General features: G+C 55.4%; 16 protein-coding genes. 7 read left to right on the top strand and 9 right to left on the bottom strand.

Annotated elements, in window-relative coordinates:
* Window positions 1-2 precede the first annotated feature (2 nt).
* The 7 genes from tssF to tssA all read right to left on the bottom strand — a co-directional run bounded on the left by tssF (window position 3) and on the right by tssA (window position 7,764).
* A complete protein-coding gene (gene tssF, locus CFBP5473_RS15410) occupies window positions 3-1,787 on the bottom strand; it encodes a type VI secretion system baseplate subunit TssF (RefSeq protein WP_027675276.1) in 1,785 nt (594 codons plus the stop codon).
* A complete protein-coding gene (gene tssE, locus CFBP5473_RS15405) occupies window positions 1,780-2,289 on the bottom strand; it encodes a type VI secretion system baseplate subunit TssE (RefSeq protein ID WP_027675277.1) in 510 nt (169 codons plus the stop codon). Before tssE ends, tssF begins: the two co-directional genes overlap by 8 nt.
* Complete coding sequence (locus CFBP5473_RS15400; RefSeq protein WP_027675278.1) at window positions 2,282-3,109, bottom strand: type VI secretion system accessory protein TagJ; 828 nt, start codon at window positions 3,107-3,109, stop codon at window positions 2,282-2,284. The genes tssE and CFBP5473_RS15400 overlap by 8 nt, the downstream gene beginning before the upstream one ends.
* Window positions 3,106-4,500, bottom strand: a complete 1,395-nt coding sequence (gene tssC, locus CFBP5473_RS15395; RefSeq protein ID WP_027675279.1) for a type VI secretion system contractile sheath large subunit — start codon at window positions 4,498-4,500, stop codon at window positions 3,106-3,108. The genes CFBP5473_RS15400 and tssC (CFBP5473_RS15395) overlap by 4 nt, the downstream gene beginning before the upstream one ends.
* 54 nt (window positions 4,501-4,554) lie before the next feature.
* On the bottom strand, window positions 4,555-6,036 hold the full coding sequence (gene tssC / locus CFBP5473_RS15390; RefSeq protein ID WP_027675280.1) for a type VI secretion system contractile sheath large subunit: 1,482 nt from the start codon (window positions 6,034-6,036) through the stop codon (window positions 4,555-4,557).
* Between the two features lie 93 nt (window positions 6,037-6,129).
* Window positions 6,130-6,639 (bottom strand): type VI secretion system contractile sheath small subunit, encoded by a 510-nt coding sequence (gene tssB / locus CFBP5473_RS15385; protein WP_027675281.1) that lies wholly within the window; start codon window positions 6,637-6,639, stop codon window positions 6,130-6,132.
* A gap of 66 nt (window positions 6,640-6,705) precedes the next feature.
* On the bottom strand, window positions 6,706-7,764 hold the full coding sequence (gene tssA, locus CFBP5473_RS15380) for a type VI secretion system protein TssA (RefSeq protein ID WP_234881833.1): 1,059 nt from the start codon (window positions 7,762-7,764) through the stop codon (window positions 6,706-6,708).
* Between the two features lie 220 nt (window positions 7,765-7,984).
* Between tssA and tssH the strand changes: the two genes are divergently transcribed.
* The 6 genes from tssH to CFBP5473_RS15350 all read left to right on the top strand — a co-directional run bounded on the left by tssH (window position 7,985) and on the right by CFBP5473_RS15350 (window position 14,725).
* Window positions 7,985-10,648 carry a type VI secretion system ATPase TssH gene (gene tssH / locus CFBP5473_RS15375; protein WP_027675283.1) on the top strand — a complete coding sequence of 888 codons (2,664 nt, stop codon included), beginning with the start codon at window positions 7,985-7,987 and terminating at the stop codon, window positions 10,646-10,648.
* 46 nt (window positions 10,649-10,694) lie between these two features.
* Window positions 10,695-11,171, top strand: a complete 477-nt coding sequence (locus CFBP5473_RS15370) for an Hcp family type VI secretion system effector (protein ID WP_027675284.1) — start codon at window positions 10,695-10,697, stop codon at window positions 11,169-11,171.
* A gap of 120 nt (window positions 11,172-11,291) precedes the next feature.
* A complete protein-coding gene (locus tag CFBP5473_RS15365) occupies window positions 11,292-11,702 on the top strand; it encodes a Rap1a/Tai family immunity protein (RefSeq protein WP_084631637.1) in 411 nt (136 codons plus the stop codon).
* A 62-nt stretch (window positions 11,703-11,764) separates the two neighbouring features.
* The gene (locus CFBP5473_RS15360) at window positions 11,765-12,835 is read left to right on the top strand and encodes a hypothetical protein (protein WP_027675286.1); all 1,071 of its coding nucleotides are present in this window, start codon (window positions 11,765-11,767) and stop codon (window positions 12,833-12,835) included.
* An 8-nt stretch (window positions 12,836-12,843) separates the two neighbouring features.
* Entirely contained in the window at window positions 12,844-13,758 is a 915-nt protein-coding gene (locus tag CFBP5473_RS15355) for a hypothetical protein (RefSeq protein ID WP_027675287.1), read from the top strand.
* Window positions 13,759-13,882: 124 nt separating this feature from the next.
* Window positions 13,883-14,725 carry a hypothetical protein gene (locus CFBP5473_RS15350; protein WP_136954388.1) on the top strand — a complete coding sequence of 281 codons (843 nt, stop codon included), beginning with the start codon at window positions 13,883-13,885 and terminating at the stop codon, window positions 14,723-14,725.
* 37 nt (window positions 14,726-14,762) lie between these two features.
* Here CFBP5473_RS15350 and CFBP5473_RS15345 read toward each other — a convergent pair whose 3' ends face one another.
* Both CFBP5473_RS15345 and CFBP5473_RS15340 read right to left on the bottom strand, forming a co-directional pair.
* Window positions 14,763-16,028: an ATP-binding protein gene (locus CFBP5473_RS15345; protein WP_027675289.1), complete on the bottom strand. Its 1,266-nt coding sequence runs from the start codon at window positions 16,026-16,028 to the stop codon at window positions 14,763-14,765.
* Window positions 16,025-16,756, bottom strand: coding sequence for a response regulator (locus tag CFBP5473_RS15340; RefSeq protein WP_027675290.1), 732 nt, complete (start codon window positions 16,754-16,756; stop codon window positions 16,025-16,027). Before CFBP5473_RS15340 ends, CFBP5473_RS15345 begins: the two co-directional genes overlap by 4 nt.
* A 199-nt stretch (window positions 16,757-16,955) precedes the next feature.
* Here CFBP5473_RS15340 and CFBP5473_RS15335 point away from each other — a divergent pair, with 199 nt between their 5' ends.
* Window positions 16,956-17,600, top strand: coding sequence for a hypothetical protein (locus CFBP5473_RS15335; protein WP_051441263.1), 645 nt, complete (start codon window positions 16,956-16,958; stop codon window positions 17,598-17,600).
* The last annotated feature ends 179 nt before the right edge of the window (window positions 17,601-17,779 follow it).

The raw sequence follows: 17,779 nt of genomic DNA, 5'->3' as shown, positions 1-17,779 counted from the left end.
TCCTAAAGCAGTGGGCGGTCTGCCGCGCGTGCGGGCCACCGGGCAATCGGCTCGGAGTGGCCACGCATCGTAACGGTCAGGCGCGTGAAGCTGTTGATGGAGGTGTAAAGACCGAAGAAGTGGTTCAGCACTCCTGCGAAGACGTAAGCCGCGGGCCTGTCGATCAGCGATGGATCGAATTCCAGCGTCACATCCGTTCCCGGCACCATGGCGGAGCCGATGCGCGCGTGGGAATTGCGCGCTTCCACATTGGCAATCGCATCGACCAATTGGCGCGTTTCGGGCGAATCCCGGAAGGCGTAGAGCGACAGAATGTCCTTCAGCGGTGCGCCGCCATTATCGAACAGCGAGAGATGGTTGAGCAGGAGATGCGAGATCAGCCGCCATTCCCGCGCGGTGCGCTCATTCATGCGCACGCCCGGTGTCGGCGGCATCAGCGCCTGGATCGATTGTACGGCCTCGTTGCCCTTGGAAAGTTGCAGATATGGATGCCCGCCGCCGAAAGGCAACTGGCTGGGAAGCTCACGGTTGATGCACAGCGTATCGACGCTGGCAACGATATCCAGCGGCCCGAGTGGCCCGCGCTTTTCGTCCACGAAGGCGATGTCGGTGTCCGACGAACCGTCATCCTCATCGAAGCGACGATAGGTCTGCCAGAAGACGTTCGAACCGTTGTTTCGCTGGGTACGACCGAAGAAGGGAGAGGTCTTCTCCATCTGGCCATCCCGCGTTGTCAACTGAACATTCTCGACAGCATAAATCTCGCGCGTGCGCTGGCGCCGCGCATCCGGCAAGAGGCGATATTCCGTGCGGGTACCATCGAGGCTCAGGGGCTCGCAGCTCTGCTGGAAGAGATTGATGACGGGCGATGCGTTCAGCACGAAATCCTTGGCCGACACCATCCGTTCCAACCGCGTATCGGCGGCTTTCAGGTAGATATAAAGCTCGCAATCGCCGCCTGCCCAGCGGTCCAGCCCTTCGATATCGAGGAAGAGAAATTTTTGCGGCAGCGCGAAGAATTCGGTCAGCAGCCTGTAGCCATCGAAGCTGTTGGCCGGGTAGGGAAGCATCGCCTGATCCCGCGAAAAGCCCGATGGCTTGAGATTGGAGGCGGGCAGGAAAACTGCATTCCGATCTTCCGAATGCTGCGCCAGCGCCATGCCGACGCAGTGATTGGCCAGCAGTTCATAAAGTGCCGTTGCCTGTTGCCATGCCGAAGAAATGAATATCTGGAGCTTTTTCAGCCCCATATCCTGGAATGTCGAAGGTCTGGGTGATGTGCTGCGCAGAGAAAGGCGCAGGCAGCTTGCGGCACCGGCGGATGCGGATGAAAAAGGTGCATCGATTGGTTGGCCTGAAAGCATCGCGCCGGAAATCTCCAAAGGCACGACGTCCACATCCTGCGTGGTGCGGAAACGGCAGCTTTCTCCAGCGATAGGCTCTGCCAGAATTTCGCTGTGTCGCTCAAGAGTCTGAACTGTCGCGAGCGCTGGACTCGGCTCGAAATGCGCGACACTCATCGACGGCAGCGGGGCGAGATAATGCGGATAGAGCGTTTCGAGCAGGCTGTCGGAAAGTTCCGGAAATTCGTCATCCAGCTTTTGTCTAACGCGGGCGGCGGAATAGGCAAAGCTCTGGATCAGGCGCTCCACATGCGGATCATCCGCCACATCGCCGGTCATGCGCAGGCGTCCCGCGATCTTGGGGAACGCGGCTGCGAAGCGTGAAGCGCGCTTTCTCAGCGCGTAAAGCTCGTCATTATATTTCTCGAGGAAACCATCAGCCATTGGCGGACTCCACAAGGAAGCGCTGGGTGGATGGATCGATCTTGGACTCGAAGCTGATCGGCGGCATGCCTTCATGCAGACGGAACGTCGCGAGTATGCGCATTCTCAGCGCGCGGTCGCCGTCGATACGGTTCTTTAGGATCGTCACCCGCACGTCGGACAGGCGCGTTTCGAACATGGAAATGCGCCGCTCGATATTTTGCGCAAGCTTCTCCTTGGATGCGTCGGTCACGAGATTTGCCGAAAGAACGCCATCCACGCCGTAGCAGACCAGCGCGTCGGTAAGCTCCTTCAGAATGGCAGGCGGACCGGCAGGGTTGCGACGTGTGTTAAGCAGCGCCTCCAAATCCCGACGGATCAGTTCCCGCATTTCCCGCACCTGATCGGACAGGCTCAGCAGCGGATCGCTATCCATATCCGGTGCGTCATCAAGCAGCCGGTCCAGCACGGAGCGGGACAGGGTTCTTTGCTTTGGCCGATATTGCTCTAGCGGATCAACCACGCGCAATCTGCCTTTCATCAGTCTCGGAGGACGCGGTCAGGCTGGCGATTTCGTGGAACGGCACAAGATCGTCACCTATCAGCAGGCAACGTTGACCTTGGCCGGTCACGAGCGGTCCGCTGTCCTCATCCCACCGTGTTTCACGGCCAAGCAGCAGGACTGCTGCTTTGTCCGGGCCGTGGTAGATAGCTGGGACCAGAACCGATGCGACGGCACCGTCCTTCAGCGTAAGCTCCGCATCGCGGTATGCGAGGTCTCGCGGGCGGGTCATCGGTCCAATCGTCAGGCTTTCTATCCGCCCGTAATCGATCCACAAATACCGTCCGCCATTGGTAAGCACTTCCAGCGCATGTGGAACGCGGTCGTCCAGATCGCGAATATCGCTTGCACTCTTGCCGTTGAAGGTAATGGAGATATCGCCGCGCTTTTCATCCAGTTCGCTGAGCGCATTGGCAGCGTCGATGATATTGCCTTCGCGCGCAGCAATATTGGCCTTGATCGCCAGTTGATCCAACTCGGATGGGCCACCGGGAAATTCCGGCACTGCATCCTTCTCGAACCAGGCATCGCGTGCTGCCATGGCCCGTAATTGCTGGCGCAACAGGGAGAAGCCGACGCTGTCCTGCGGCGAGAAGGTCGCGGCGAGATTGCACTGGGCATCGGCCTTCTCATATTCCCGTGAGAGGATCAAAAGATCGATATAGAGATGCCGGGCCTCCTTGTCGGAGGGCGCGGATTTGACGTGATCCCTGGCGAGGTTAAGCGCGGTGTCGATCTGGTTTTCGTCCAGAAGCTGGGAAATTTCGGCGCGCAGGGTCATGCGGATATCCTTTGAGGCTCAGCCGAGCTACGCGACAGTGACGCGGACGGCGTCGTCGTTTCGGCGATGAGGTGAAAACTGGTCGAAACATCATCCAGCTGAAAATGAGGCTGGAGACGGACGGTACAGGAAAAGCTGCCCGGTTTGCCGGGAATTTCAAAGACGCTGATGCCGGCGGAACGCAGCGGGTAGCGCGTGCGAAGTGTCGTTTCAGCGTCATCATTGCCGAGCGTGTAGGATGACAGCCAGCTTTCCAGCTTGCGCTCGATGGTAGAGGCATCGCTCAACTGGCCGATATCATCGCGCATGATGACCTTGAGATAGTGCGAGAATCGCGAAGCGCAGAGCACATATTGCAGCATTGCTGCCAGACGCGCGTTCTGGCGCGCGCTTTCGCTGGAATAATGCCCCGGCGCATGCAGCGACTGATTGGCGTTGAAGATCGCCATGCTGGAAAGATAGGTCGTTGAGAGCGGAACGATGCCCAGATCGGAAAACTGCTGTTCCTGACCCGTCGTCAACTGCACCTCGACAGGTGGCTGGGCGGAAAGGCCGTTGCTCTCGATCCCGAGATCGAGCGGCGGCAATTGATAGGGCGAAAGCATGCCGCCATCGACCGCATCCTGCGTCACGCCACGAATATCGGCGAACCAGCCGCTATCGATGAAGTTTCTGACGACGACCGTTCCGAATGCAAAAGCGGGGTTGCCCCAGAGCAGGGTTTCTCCGCTCTCGGCGACATGTTCGCGAAATGGAAACGCATCGTCACGACGACGGGAATAGGGACGGTAGGGCGAGCGCAGCAGGATGCGCGGCGCTACCAGCCCCAGGAAGCGGGAGTCGTCACGGGCGCGCAACGCGTTCCACCTCAGGCGGGATTTTTCCTGCTTCAGCCACGAAAAATCATGGACGCGGCTCATCTCGCCGAAGTCCTGCAAGCCCACGGCCTCGGGCGATGCAGCCGCAATGAAAGGGCAGAAGGCGGCAGCGGCGACCATGCCTATCTGCGAAAGCGCGGTAATGGAATCCACGCCATCCATGTCGTCTGGTGAGAACGTGTAGTCGCCGATCATGAGCCCGATGGGCTCGCCGCCGGGCATGCCGAATTCACGGCTGTAGATGATCTCGAAGAGCTGGCTCTGGTCGAAATCAGTCGCTTTTTCCAAATTGCGCGCCAGATCGCGCCAGCTTGCATTGAGCAGTTTCACCTTCACTTCCGCGCTGCGGGAAGCCTCCCGCACAACCATGGCAAGCCCGCGCCATCTCGCTTCCATCGCCTGAAAATCAGGCTGGTGCAAAATAGCATTCACCTGCTCGTTCAGCGCATCGTCGATTGATGCGATGAGCTGATCGATCAGACTGCGGGCGTCCGTGAAGGACTTTTGCGCCATGGAATTGCTCCGGGGTGAGGGGCGGGACGGATGGTAGCATCCGTCCCGTGCGACTTAGTTCTTGGATGGAATGCGGGCGACCATGCGAAGCGAGGTCGTCAGTTCTTCCATCTGCAGCCATGGGCGCATCCATGCCACGGCGTTATAGGCGCCTGGCTTACCCGGAACTTCCTGAACCGTGACCTTTGCCTCACGCAGCGGATATTTGGCGCGGCTTTCTTCACCCGCTTCGTCATTGGCATTGACGTAGTTGGCGATCCAGCGGTTCAGCCAGACTTCGCAATCGGACGCTTCCATGAAGGAGCCGATCTTGTCGCGGCCCATGACCTTCAGGTAGTGGGCGAAACGGGATGTGGCCATGATGTAAGGCAGGCGGGCCGAAACGGCGGCATTGGCCGTCGCTTCCGGACGGTCATAAAGCTTCGGCTTATGTGCCGTCTGCGCGCCGAAGAACACGGCATAGTCGGTGTTCTTATAATGGCAAAGCGGCAGGAAGCCGAGCTTACCAAGTTCCGCATCGCGACGGTCGGTAATGCCGACTTCCGTCGGGCATTTCAGATCCAGATCGCCATCATCGCTGGAGAAGACGTGCATCGGCAGGTTTTCCACCTTGCCACCATTTTCCGCACCGCGAATTGCCGTGCACCAGCCGTTCTTCGCAAAGGCGTCGGTAAGCTTCGTGCCCATCACGTAAGCAGCGTTCATCCAGCAATATTCGTCGTGCTGGAGATCGCCATTCGGCGCACCCTTTGTCTCGTCATAACCGAACTCATCCACCGGATTTGTCTTCGGTCCGTATGGCATGCGTGCCAGCACGCGGGGCAGCGCAAGGGTGACGAAGCGGGAATCGTCGCTTTCGCGGAAGCTGCGCCACTTTGCATATTCCACGGTGTCGAAAATCTTCTCCAGATCGCGCGGACGGGCGAGATCGCGATAATCTTCGAAGCCGAACATGCGGGGACTTGCTGCCGAGATGAAGGGCGCGAAGGCTGCTGCCGCGATTGCCGAAACGCCCTGCAGCATCTGCACGTCGTCAAACGAGTTGTCGAACTCATAGTCGCCGATGATCGCGCCGATAGGCTCACCGCCGGGCGTGCCGAATTCATCTTCATAGATCGACTTGAACAGACGGGACTGGTCGAATTCCACGGCCTTTTCCAGATCGCGACCGATTTCCCTCTTGCTCGCATTCATCACGCGAATCTTGAGGTTCACGCTCGTCTCGGAGTTCTTGACGAGATAGTTCAAGCCGCGCCACGTGCCTTCCAGCTTGGCGAATTCGGGTGACTGCATGATGGCAGCCAGCTGTTCCGAAATCGTCTTGTCCAGATCCGCGATGGCGCGGTTTAGAGTGACCGTCAGGTTCCGGTCGTATTTGACCGTTCCCTTCAACGCCTGATCCGTCAGGGTGCGCAGCAGATTTTGTGCGCGGTCCGGTTCGGTCTGGCGAGTGGCAGCGACCACCTTGGACAGCAGGCCCTGATCTTCGGCGGTTGTGGCCTGTGCATCGTTTTTCAGCAGGCTTTCGGCGCTCATGTTTCAATCCTTCCACATGCGGCTGTTTCTTGCCGCTAGAACCGTTTAAAGCCCCGGTGCCGGGGCGCTTGAAACTTCTTGGTGGCGGCGCGATTACTCGCCAGCGCCGTTCTTGTCTTTCAGTTCGGAAACCAGCTTTGCGAGATCCGTCTTGTTTTGCAGAATGTCTTCCAACATGCGCTCCAGATCTTCCGAGCGGTCTGCCTTGGAGAGAAGGTCACGCAGTTCGTTGCGCGCATCCAAAAGCGCCTTCAGCGCCGGCACCTGCTGAACGACCGAGCCGGGCTCGAAATCTTCCATGCTCTCGAATTTCAGGTTTACCTGAATGTCTGTCCCGTCATTTTGCAGCGTGTTGGGAACGGCAATATTGAGACCCGGCGTCATGCGGCGCATGACTTCATCGAAATTGTCGCGATCCACCTGCACGAACTTGCGCTCGCCGAAAGGCTTCAGCGGCTGCGTGGGGTTGCCGGAAAAATCGCCCAGAACGCCAACCACGAAGGGCAGTTCCTTGACGACCATCGCGCCTTCCGTTTCGACTTCGTATTTGATGTGAACGCGAGGCTTGCGAACCCGCTCCAGCTTCTCATGTACACTTGCCATCTAAACCTCCTTCATGCGCTTTCGCATGGTTGAATGTTGTGGAATGCAGCCTTGGCACTCCGTTCATTAGTTTCCGTTGTTCTCTCCGCCGGGCTTGATGCCCGCCGCTGTCAGTACGGCATTGCGGGCCTGAGCTTCGGGCAGAAGCTCGGCAAGCAGTTCCGAAAAATCCATGCGCCCCCTGCGAACCAATGTTTCGATAGCCAATGAAATCGGTGAATGCGGTTCAGTACGACGGAAATAACGCGCAACCGTAAGAAGAGTTTCAAACGCTTCATCACGAGAGTTTATTCCCTCTGGGTTGAGGGAAACGGAAGGTGTTGTTGCCGCCATCTGAACTGTGCCTTCATCTGTGGAAACAGCAGGCGTTTCACTCGGCTGAACACCCTCCGGCTCCCGCCCGCCAAGAGCGCGAATGGCCGCTGCCGCTTCGATCAGCACGTTGCGAATGTTGGAGCTGGGCGGCGCAAACTGGCCGCAGCGTTCCGTCAGCAAGGCCATCAACCGGTCAAAGATCGAGAGGCATGCATTGACCTCCGCAAGATGCGCGGACATGGCCGCTACTCCTGCTTCGGAGGCGGCGCGATAGATTTCTTCCTTCCGCTTGCTCTCATTTGGACGCTGCGCCAGCTGAAAGTCCCAAAGACTGTCCTCGCCGAACTTGCGTCCGGGGATCAGAGAGGTGAGGCGGAGCGGCTGAACCAGCGTTCCCTCACTGCCAATACCGTTCAGACCCGCGAAAGGTGCAAATTTATCTTCTTCACTATCGTCGTCTATGGAATGAATATTTTCCCAATGGTTGTGAAAAATATCATCGCATAACTCATAAACTTCACGCAGGCCGGGAAAGCCATCCAGCCTTAACTTGGCCTCTGCCAGCCACGCCAATATTTCGATGTCCTTGCTCTCGGAATATATAATTTGCAATCCGAGATTGCTGACACTATCCCAATTGTTGGAAACCTTTAGAACTTCCTGCGGCGATACAGTGCGTTCCTCTGCTCTAGCCTGGTTTCTTTCATCCTTAATTCTGTAATATAGTTCGCGAGTTCTTGCATTGCTTCGAATATTTTCTCCGCAATCGCCCGAATATTCTATCTTTGTTTTGACAAATGTCGCGTCCAAAGGCAGTCTTTCCTCCGAAAAAGATAATACTTTTATGACGGTTACTTCCGTTACGTAAGGTTATTCAATAAACAGACTTATTCTAAATGTGTCTAAAGTGTGGCGACTGTCAACTAAGCTCGCGAAATAAAAAATCAACTTTTGGCTGGACAAGTGAGTTTCATCATCTTAGTTATGCTACGCAACGTTGTGGAATGAACCAGGGCAGGAGGCTCTTCGCATGTCGCATATCGATCTCAATCGCCTCATAGAAGCGCTTGAGCCTGACTTGCGTGTTGCTCTCGAAGCTGCGGCTTCGGTTGCAGTACGGATGGGCCACCGATATGTGGATGTGCCTCACTGGCTGAAATCGGTTGTAGATTCTGGAAAATTTGTTGCTGTCTTCGATGAGCTGAAAATTCCACTCGCGGTATTTCAGTCGGAAATCGATCGCAGTCTTGGCGAGGCTATCGTTGGCGACGGGGAAGATCTTTCTCTCTCGCAAAACGTTCTGTCTGCCGGTCGTGAGGCTTGGTTGCTTGCGTCACTGGAAGCAGGTCGAAACCGCGTTGTGCTTGCAGATTTGCTTCTGGCTTTGGATGAGGAAGCGTCCTTGCGCTCGCTGGTTCGCTCAGTGTTCCCATCATTGAAGAACATGGACCGCAACGCGCTTGAGCGTTTGCGCAGTACTGCCGCGAACGGCGACGCGCGGGACGCAGGACTTCTCGATAGCGGGAGCGTGCAGCCTTCAGACCAAAACGATTTTCTGCGCCTTTACACGCAGGATATGACCGCCGATGCGCGGGCCGGAAAGATCGATCCGGTTATCGGACGTGACGACGAGTTGCGGCAGATGGTGGATATTCTGACGCGCCGTCGCCAGAACAATCCTATCCTTGTCGGTGAAGCCGGTGTGGGTAAAACCGCAGTGGCCGAAGCACTTGCTCTCGAAATCGTATCGGGCAACGTGCCGGAAAAGCTGAGGAATGTTCGGCTGCTCACGCTCGATCTTTCGCTGCTTCAGGCTGGCGCGGGTGTGAAGGGCGAGTTCGAGCGTCGTCTGCACGGTGTCATCGATGCCGTCAAGAAATCGGCAGAACCCATCATTCTTTTCATCGATGAAGCTCATGGGCTGATTGGCGCTGGCGGTGCCGCTGGTCAGGGTGATGCTGCGAATATCCTGAAGCCAGCGCTAGCGCGCGGCGAGGTGAGAACAGTCGCTGCCACCACGTGGAGCGAATACAAGAAATACTTTGAGAAGGATGCGGCTCTGACGCGTCGTTTTCAGCCCGTTCACGTGCGCGAGCCGGATGAGGCAACCGCGATCCGCATGCTCAGAGGCGTTGCGGACAGTTTCATCAAGCATCACAATGTTGTCGTTCGCGATGACGCTATTATAGCCGCCGTACAGCTTTCGGCCCGCTATATGCCCGCGCGTCAGCTTCCGGACAAGGCGGTCAGTCTTTTGGACACAGCCGCCGCGGCGGTTTCGCTTGCTCGGCAGACGCTACCGGAGAAGCTTCGCAACATCACCAGCGAACGCCGTCTGCTTTCCGTTGAACTGGAATGGCTGAAGCGCGAACCTACGGATGATGAGTTGAATGCGCGTATCGCTGCAATCGAAGAAGAGCTGGCTGCGCTTGATGTGCAGGAACAGGAATTGCAGGCTCGTTATGATGCGGAGCTGAGCGAGTTACAGGCTTCCGAAGAGGCTGAAGAACAGCCGTCTAACGTCGCGCCTTTGCGTCTTGCTTCGCCGCGACCCGATGCATCTGAGAAGCTGGTGCCAACGGTGGTTGATCGGGAAGTTATCGCCTCTGTCGTATCTCGCTGGACCGGCATTCCGCTTGGTAAGCTCCTTGCAGATCAAATCGAAAGCGCGCGCACCCTCGATGACCGGATGAAGCAGCGGGTGATCGGTCAGGATCTGGCGATTGGACGAATTGCAGATGCGATGCGCGCGGCGCGCGCTGGCCTCTCCGATCCAAGACGTCCTCCGGCCGTATTCTTCCTCGTCGGCATGTCCGGCACGGGCAAAACGGAAACGGCGCTCTCGCTTGCTGATCTTCTCTATGGTGGCAACAGCCATCTCACCACCATCAATATGTCGGAGTTCAAGGAAGAGCATAAGGTTTCCCTGCTGCTCGGTTCTCCTCCCGGCTATGTGGGTTACGGGGAGGGCGGTGTGCTGACCGAAGCCGTGCGCCGCCGTCCTTTCGGCGTGCTGCTGCTGGATGAGATCGATAAGGCGCATCCCGGTGTTCAGGATATTTTCTATCAGGTCTTCGACAAGGGCGTGCTTCGCGATGGCGAAGGCCGCGATGTCGATTTCAAGAACACTACGATTTTCCTGACCGCGAATACAGGTTCCGAATTGCTGTCCGCGCTTGCGGCAGACCCGGACACCATGCCGGAAGGTGAAGCGCTGGAAGCGCTTTTGATGCCCGAACTGACGAAGCAGTTCAAACCGGCATTTCTCGGTCGCACGATCATTTTGCCCTTCATGCCACTTGGTGCTGAACAGCTGGCAAAAATCGTGGACATACAGATTAGCAAGATCAGCGAACGCGTGAGCGCGACTTATGGCGCGGAACTCAGCCTCTCGGAAGCGGCGCGCGCGGCGCTGGTGGCAAAAGCGGGCTCCAGCGATATCGGCGCTCGCGCAATCGAAATCATGATCGGTAAGGATCTTCTTCCACCCCTGTCCAGCTTCTTCCTCGAAAAGGTCATCGCTGGCGAAAAGGTGGGCAGGGTCACTGTCGATTTTGATGGGAATCGGTTCGGCATTCGTGCCGAAGCGGCTGGGGAATTAGACGAATTCGTTCCGGCAGAGGCTGCTGGAGTGGATAAAGTTGTCGCATCCAAAGGGGCCTCCCGGCGGGTGCGGCGTCAGGTTGAAAGGTAACGCGGCCTCGCAGCAAGAGGTCATTTTTTAAATAGGAGCTTACAGCATGCCGATTTATCTGCAGTTGGACGGTATTCAGGGTGATGCAACCCATGAGGAACACCGCAAGTGGATGGATATCGAAGCCATCCACTGGAACGTGACGCGCAACATCAATACGTCTGCAGGTGCCGCTGCAAACCGTGAGGCAACCGAGCCGACGATTTCGGAAGTCATCCTCACGAAGGTCAGTGACTCGTCCTCCACCAAGCTGTTTGGCGAAGCTTGCGCCGGCCGCCAGGGCAAGCAGGCAACGATCCACCTCGTTACCACCGGCAACCCGGGCAACACCTACATCGAATACCTGCTGACGAACACGCTTATCGCCAGCTACTCGGTGGATTCCAGCGGTGACCGCCCGGTTGAGACCATCAAGCTGAACTTCACCAAGATGGAAGTGAAGTACACGCCATTTGATGACAATAACTCTCCGCAGTCTCCAATGATCGCTTCTTACGATCTGTCGACCACGAAGGCTGCTTAAAGCAGTTCCGGTGCCGCCCTTCTGGGGCGGCGCCGACTTCTTCGAGGTAGTTTTCGACGCCGAGATGTCGTTGAAATTTGAGTTCAACGGTTTTCGACAGTTCCAATTCGGACATGTGTGATGGTTTCGGCACTTCAGTCAAAGGTGGCTCGCATAGATGTCGGACTTTTACTTTCGCTCGTGTGGGCAATGATATTGCTTTCAAGCACTGAGGCCGCATCCGCTGAGCGGACTTGGATAATCTCTGGTGCAGAACTGAAGAGTGCAATTGAAGGAAACTACGCCCCAGAGGTGCCGGATTCAGAAGCGCGACGTCTTATATCCATAACCAAGGCGAACTTTTACATTGCCGGCGTGGCCGATTTCACCAGTCACGGAAAATGGTGCGGAGCGGGCGAAGTTGCACCGCACGAGATTAAGGACCGCGTGTACACCTATCTCGGTGATCTATCGGTGGAGCAATTGAACGGAAACGCAGCCATTTTGGTACTCGCTGCCCTCGAGCAGTCGCTTCCCTGCAAGCGTATTTAAGTAACGAATGTTGATAGAGTAAGACCAGTAACCTTAAGTTCAGTCAAGCAATGGAGAAGACCGTGTCTTTGGCGACCGATCGTTTGAACAATATTCTCATCGAATTGCCCAAATACAAATCCCAGTGGCAGCTGAACGTAGCAAGCCCTTATGTGCGTGCTTATGATCTGGCCATAGACAATTATAACAAGAAGATGCAGGAGCAGGCCGCGCGCGACAAGATGGCAGCGGAACTGTTCGTCATGTCCGCATCCATTTTGACTGGAAGTGTAATGATGGCAGTCTTCGCAACGACTTCGTTGCGGACGTTAGCTGGCCGCGCGGCACTTCGGGTCATTTGCAACCAAAATCTGAACACAACCTTTAACGCGTTTCACGCTGTAAGCGAAAGCAAAGTCCTGATGTTCGCCTTGGGCGGTGTTCTTGACGAAGTAAAGAAGCTCGCAGGTAAGCATGTCACAGCGGCGGTCGAAGGGTTGACCAGCAGCGATGCGATTGCTTCCGCCCCTACCGCGCTGAACTTCCTCACCCGGATGGAGGATTTCATCAACGTAAACCACATCTGCGTGCATAATTTCGTACAAGGCGTGCGAGACGACGCGAGCATCAGCGACGCCAACAAAACCCACATTGCGGAACTTGTCGGCAAGACCCCATTCTGCAACCCACCAGAAGCCCGCCGCGTGGATGAAAATCGCTTGTCCCAGAAGATGGAATTGCTGTTTTACATGGACGCGGTGTTAGAGTCGGATAAATTGGTTAAGTTTGCATCCGTAACGTCCAGTACCACAATGCTTCTTCAGGATGTAGAATTTAGTAGGACGCCGATTGCACAGCTTCCATCTTCAACTGACTATCCTAGGGAAATAGGCCCTCAATCGGGAGGGATTCCGATCACATCAAAAAACATTGGCCAACGGGTGAAGTATGAGAATTTGGGCTCTCAAATACGGCAACGCATTGACACTTTGAGTAAGTTGACTGGGAATTCGTCATTCTATCCTGAGCAATCCGCCGTGGAACGTTTTTTTGATCCGACGGGGAATGCGCAATTGCTAAAAGCCGAGCAAATCATAAACCGCCTTTCTATTGAAGCTAGGCCGAAAGAACTAACTGATGTCAAGGTAATCTAGGTCTTACCATGCTGTTTAATGATTTCACCTCGCACGTCAAAAAGATTTGTTTGCTGAAACTATGCGCATTTGCCTGCCTTGTTTGCGTCATCCTGCTGACTGCTTCGCATGTATCTGCTGATCAAGCGAACAACACAATCGATTCTGTGGTGATTAGAGCCGAGCGTTTGGATCAACGTCTAGCAGACATTAATGCAATGGTGGAGAATTCCGTTGCTATCGAAGCCGCGGGCACCAAGCTAGACGTGGCGAAGACAAAGCCTTTGATGCTGAAGGCGATAAGCCAAAAATTTGACCTTTTGCAAATGAAGCGGACTATAGTGGCCGCAATTGAGCAGCCAGATAACGATTATCAAAATTTTAAGGCCCTAGACAAAGCTGTGTCCGCTCTAATCGTGAGCTACGCTCAAATTGACAAAATATACACGGATAAAGATGAGGTAGCGGGGAAAAGCATTCAAGCGCGGCTCGGTAACCCGAAGACTAGAGAGACAGTCAATGACGTTGCAAACTTGATGGCTTCACCAAAGCTTGCGGCAGATGCCGCCTCGTTTCAGCAGGCGGTCGGTGTTGCTTTGAAAATATCGAGTGATCCCGGCATCTATGAACTTAATGAGGAAGATCAAAAAAAATTCTTGGCAGATTTACCGAATTTTCTGGCCAATCTTCGGGAGCGGGAAGTAAATCAGAGTGCATACTCTAGAGTTATCACTGAGGAATATGCACGCAACGAGTTAAGCTATGCACTGGCGACGCTTTCGGATGACCAATTAGACACGTTGAAAATGTTTTACTCCAGCCCAACTGGAATTGCGAAAACGGAAGCGTTGAAAAAGACTTATAAGGATATTCTGAGCGAGAATACGTCAATAGCGCTTGATCAGTATTTCAGATTAATTTTTGCCGAAGGAGTTAAGAATTAGTGATGTGAATTATTATTCAATTATATGTAGATTATCGATCCGTCTTTTGAGGTAGTATTTAAATTTTAATTTTGGCGTAATGCAAATTTATCGAAAGCGTAGTAGAGCTCTGTCTATTGAGGCGATGTGGCCGATTGGTGTTACTGTCGCGGTTTTAGCGTTTTTGGAGCCTACGCAGGCTCAATCAAGCTGCTTGCTGGAAGTTGAGAACGTAAAGCTGATAGCAGACAATGTCCCGACTCTTCTTGGTTACGCGGAACAGGACTTTTCGAAAGAAAAGAGCAAAGATGTTTCGACAGTAGACAAAATATTGCGACCTATCGTTACTGAGGTGTTTGGGGATAGTGCATTATCACAGAAGTTGATTGAAAAATTTGGTAGTCGTGACTGTGATTCGCCTGCGCTTTTAGCAATTGGAAAGCTTTTGAAGGAGAGTAATGCCAAGCTTGCCAATCAGGGGACACAAACTTCGACACCTGAGAAAGTCGCTTCTGAAGAGAGGGTGAAAGAGCTGGAGGCGCTTGCCGATAGTTTCGCACTTCCAGAACTTTTCGCAGAAAATTCAGTTGCTGGCGCGGCAATGAATGCGGCTTTAGAGATCTATTTTACGGAAAAACCGGAAGAATTAGCCCACCTCGACGGGAATGAAGCAAAAAGATTGGCGGAAGATATTTTACCTGAGCTTCGTCAGCGAGAGGGAAATCCAATAAGGTTTGATAGAGACGTCTCAAGAGGGATAGCCAAGGCACAACTGACTTGGGTTTTGTCGACCCTGCCCGAAGACGACTTAAAGCAGCTGAAAGACTTCTACGCGTCCCCTGCCGTCATGGCGGAGAGGGATAGGCTGATTGCAAGCTACAAGGAGCAGATAGATCGCTATAGCGTCACGATGTTGGTCAAAGCGCTTGAGGCTTTCAAGCCGCATTTCAACGGCGAAGCATCCTTGAGTGATCGAAATAAAAAGTAGCGGTATCTTCGATCCAGCAAAATTTCGGGTCACGCACTCAGCTTTTCGCCAATTCGAAACAAACCATCTGCTGCAATCCTCCCTCATCTCTATTGGAGATGGCGAGTTTTCCTCCAAAGCGCTCAATAATCTCCTTGGCGATAGCCAGCCCCAAGCCTGCGCCGGGGACGGATTTTCGGCGGGCGGGGTCTACGCGGAAGAAGGGTTCGAAGACGCGGGTTATCAGATCTGGGGGGATGCCTGGGCCTTGGTCGGTGATGTTCAAGTGAACTTTGTGGGATTGGCGGCTGACTGTGACTTCGGCGGATTTTCCGTGCGTGGCGGCGTTGAGGATGAGGTTTTGCAGGGCGCGTTTCAGGGCGAGCGGCGCTGCGTTTATGAGAAGCGGAGCTTCAGGCACTATGAGCCTTATCGGGCCTGCATGGTCGATATGCTCAAGGTCTTTTACGATCTGCCGTAGAAGCTGAACGATGTCTGTCTGCTCCACTGCTGTTTTCGTCACCTCTTCGCGCACCAGCAGGATGGCGCTGTCGGCTATGGCATCCAGTTCCTGTAAATCGTTCAGCCATTTCTCGCGCTCTTCGTCGTTTTCGACAAATTCCGCCCGCAGCCGCATTCTCGTCATTGGTGTCCGCAAATCGTGACCGGCAGCCGCGACGAGGCGCATGCGGCTTTCCATGGCGGACTTCAAGCGAGTACTCAAGGAGTTGATGGCGCGGACGGTAGTGCGGATTTCGGCGGGCCCCGCGTCGGGCAGTGCGGGTAACGCACCATCAGGCCCGATACGGTCTGCCACGCTTTCCAAAATCTCAAGGGGGCGGGTCATCTTTCTTGCGGCCACGATGGAGACGACGGCGCTGCCGAGAACGATGAGCGCGATCCACATGCCGAAGGATTTCCACCCGCCGGAAGGCGGGCCGAGATTGGGAATTTCAGTTTCAAGCCAACCGCCGCGTTCCAAGGCGATAGCAGCGGTGGGTGCTTCGCGACCGGGCTGCCGCACGACCGTTGCCACATAAGGCGTTCCGTTGCTGGAAAGCGCGGTCTCGAGAAAATGGGAGAGCATCTCCTCGTTTTCCCCTTCCGGCGGGGTCTGGCTCAGCTTGTAATAGCCGTCGAGGGCGGCGTCATTGCCAGCTTCAGCGATCTTCACGGCAAAGGCCAATTGCCGGGCAATCGGTTCAATTGTTGCGGCAGGCGAAGGCGGTTGAAGTGTCTTCATTGCCGTAAAGGTGGCAAGGGCGACAACCGCAATGATGGAGATGACAAGCAGTGCCGCGATGCGGTTTCGCAGTGAATTCATCGTTGCACCGGAATAGCCTGAACCGGCACCGTCATCTGGTAACCGCCATTTCGCACCGTCTTGAAAAGGGCGGCGTCGCCATCATCGCCAAGCTTCTTGCGGAGCCTGCTCATCAACACGTCGATGGAACGATCGAACGGACCGCGGTCTTTGCCCTGGGTCAGGTCCAGCAGCTGGTCTCTGGAAAGCAGGCGACCGGGCCTGTCGAGAAAGACCTTCAGCAGATCGAATTCGGCGCCCGTAAGGTCGATCTGGCTGCCATCTTCGCCAATGACGGATCGCTGTTCCGGGTCGGCATTGAAGCCCGCAAAGGCGTAGATGAGACTATCCTGCTGCTGTTGCACAACGGGGGCTGCGCGGCGCAGAACGGCCTTGATGCGGGCGGTCAATTCACGTGGGTTGAAGGGCTTCCCGAGGTAATCGTCGGCCCCCATCTCAAGGCCGACAATGCGGTCGACGTCTTCCTTGAGAGCGGTGAGAAGGATGACAGGCGTTCGCGGTCTTCGGTCCTGAAGGCTTCGGCAAATATCCAGCCCGGAGCCATCCGGCAGCATCACGTCCAGCACGATCAGGTCCGGCTGCGAGGCGGAGAGCTTCTGCTCGAACTCCTTTCTGTCGGCGGCAGTGGAAACGCGAAAACCCTGTCCGCCCAGATATTTGGCCAGAAGCAAGCGGATTTCTGCATCGTCATCCACGATAAGGACATGTGTGGCGGAAGCTGCTGTCATGAATACCAACCTTTCGATCCCCACTATATAGAAGACGAAAAGCGCCGCGTGCTGAAAATTGCAACGAAACCTTGCCGGAACCGGCACGGAAACATTCGGTTACAAAATCGCGCTGGCCGGAAACATCGCGGAAACATTGTGACCAATGCCGGAAACGTAGGCGCTCTATCGTCAGGTCGTTCCAATATGGAAGGATTTGATGATGAAACGCTCTTTGATCACCACCGCGCTTGCAGCCGCAACCGTGCTGGGCTCCGTCGTTATGGTTCAGGCGCAGTCGCAAGATGGCGCACTCCAGCCACCAAGAGGACCTCAGGGCGCCGCAGATTTGGGCGGGCCGCACCATGATCCATCGTTTCCGTTTCCCGGTGGTCCACGTGCGGGCAAGATGCACGAAGTTGCCGTTTTCGATCTGGCAGGCAAGCTTGCCGCTGCCGAAATCTACATTGGCGTGAAGCCTGACCAGCTTGCCGTATGGCGCACATATACCGAGGCGCTTCTTGATCTCGTGTCAACGGATGCTGCGCCTCCGCCGCCGCCCACAGGAGAGCCTTCGGCACCCCCTCCGCCTCCCGCTGGACAAGATGCAAAGAAACCGGAAGCCAAGCCGCAATTGCCCGGTGAGGCGCTGGCTGGCCTTATTCTGGAGAAATCCGAGAAGGCCAAGCACTTGCAGGATGCTCTCACCTCTCTGAAGGCAAGCCTTTCGCCAGCGCAGCTCGACAAGCTGGTTGAACTTGATCGCAACCTTGTGAGAAGGCCACCGCCGCCGCATGGGCCGAACTTCGGTCCCGGTCCGTCCGATGACGATTTCCAGCCCGGCGATAACGGTCCGAAGGGCTAGGACGAAATCCCCTCCGAAGTCTGCCCCCAAACACCGGAGGGGTACGGTTGGGAACAACCGAAGGGGGATCGTCTGCCGCGATCCCCCGAACTTTTTTAGGAAACAAGATGCGCTATTATTACGCTGTGCTTACCTTCGCCTTTGGCGTCAGCCTCATGCTTTCGGTGGCTCATGCGGAC

Origin of the sequence: Agrobacterium larrymoorei (assembly GCF_005145045.1) — a bacterium.
Lineage (GTDB): Bacteria > Pseudomonadota > Alphaproteobacteria > Rhizobiales > Rhizobiaceae > Agrobacterium > Agrobacterium larrymoorei.
This window is presented reverse-complemented; position numbering and strand designations above follow the sequence as displayed.

What these genes read in the sequence shown, in the direction of transcription:
- tssF (WP_027675276.1), bottom strand. Translation starts at nt 1,787, where the DNA reads ATGGCTGATGGTTTCCTCGAGAAATATAATGACGAGCTTTACGCGCTG.
- CFBP5473_RS15400 (WP_027675278.1), bottom strand. Translation starts at nt 3,109, where the DNA reads ATGACCCTGCGCGCCGAAATTTCCCAGCTTCTGGACGAAAACCAGATC.
- tssC (WP_027675279.1), bottom strand. Translation starts at nt 4,500, where the DNA reads ATGGCGCAAAAGTCCTTCACGGACGCCCGCAGTCTGATCGATCAGCTC.
- tssC (WP_027675280.1), bottom strand. Translation starts at nt 6,036, where the DNA reads ATGAGCGCCGAAAGCCTGCTGAAAAACGATGCACAGGCCACAACCGCC.
- tssB (WP_027675281.1), bottom strand. Translation starts at nt 6,639, where the DNA reads ATGGCAAGTGTACATGAGAAGCTGGAGCGGGTTCGCAAGCCTCGCGTT.
- tssH (WP_027675283.1), top strand. Translation starts at nt 7,985, where the DNA reads ATGTCGCATATCGATCTCAATCGCCTCATAGAAGCGCTTGAGCCTGAC.
- CFBP5473_RS15370 (WP_027675284.1), top strand. Translation starts at nt 10,695, where the DNA reads ATGCCGATTTATCTGCAGTTGGACGGTATTCAGGGTGATGCAACCCAT.
- CFBP5473_RS15365 (WP_084631637.1), top strand. Translation starts at nt 11,292, where the DNA reads ATGGTTTCGGCACTTCAGTCAAAGGTGGCTCGCATAGATGTCGGACTT.
- CFBP5473_RS15355 (WP_027675287.1), top strand. Translation starts at nt 12,844, where the DNA reads ATGCTGTTTAATGATTTCACCTCGCACGTCAAAAAGATTTGTTTGCTG.
- CFBP5473_RS15350 (WP_136954388.1), top strand. Translation starts at nt 13,883, where the DNA reads ATGTGGCCGATTGGTGTTACTGTCGCGGTTTTAGCGTTTTTGGAGCCT.
- CFBP5473_RS15345 (WP_027675289.1), bottom strand. Translation starts at nt 16,028, where the DNA reads ATGAATTCACTGCGAAACCGCATCGCGGCACTGCTTGTCATCTCCATC.
- CFBP5473_RS15340 (WP_027675290.1), bottom strand. Translation starts at nt 16,756, where the DNA reads ATGACAGCAGCTTCCGCCACACATGTCCTTATCGTGGATGACGATGCA.
- CFBP5473_RS15335 (WP_051441263.1), top strand. Translation starts at nt 16,956, where the DNA reads ATGATGAAACGCTCTTTGATCACCACCGCGCTTGCAGCCGCAACCGTG.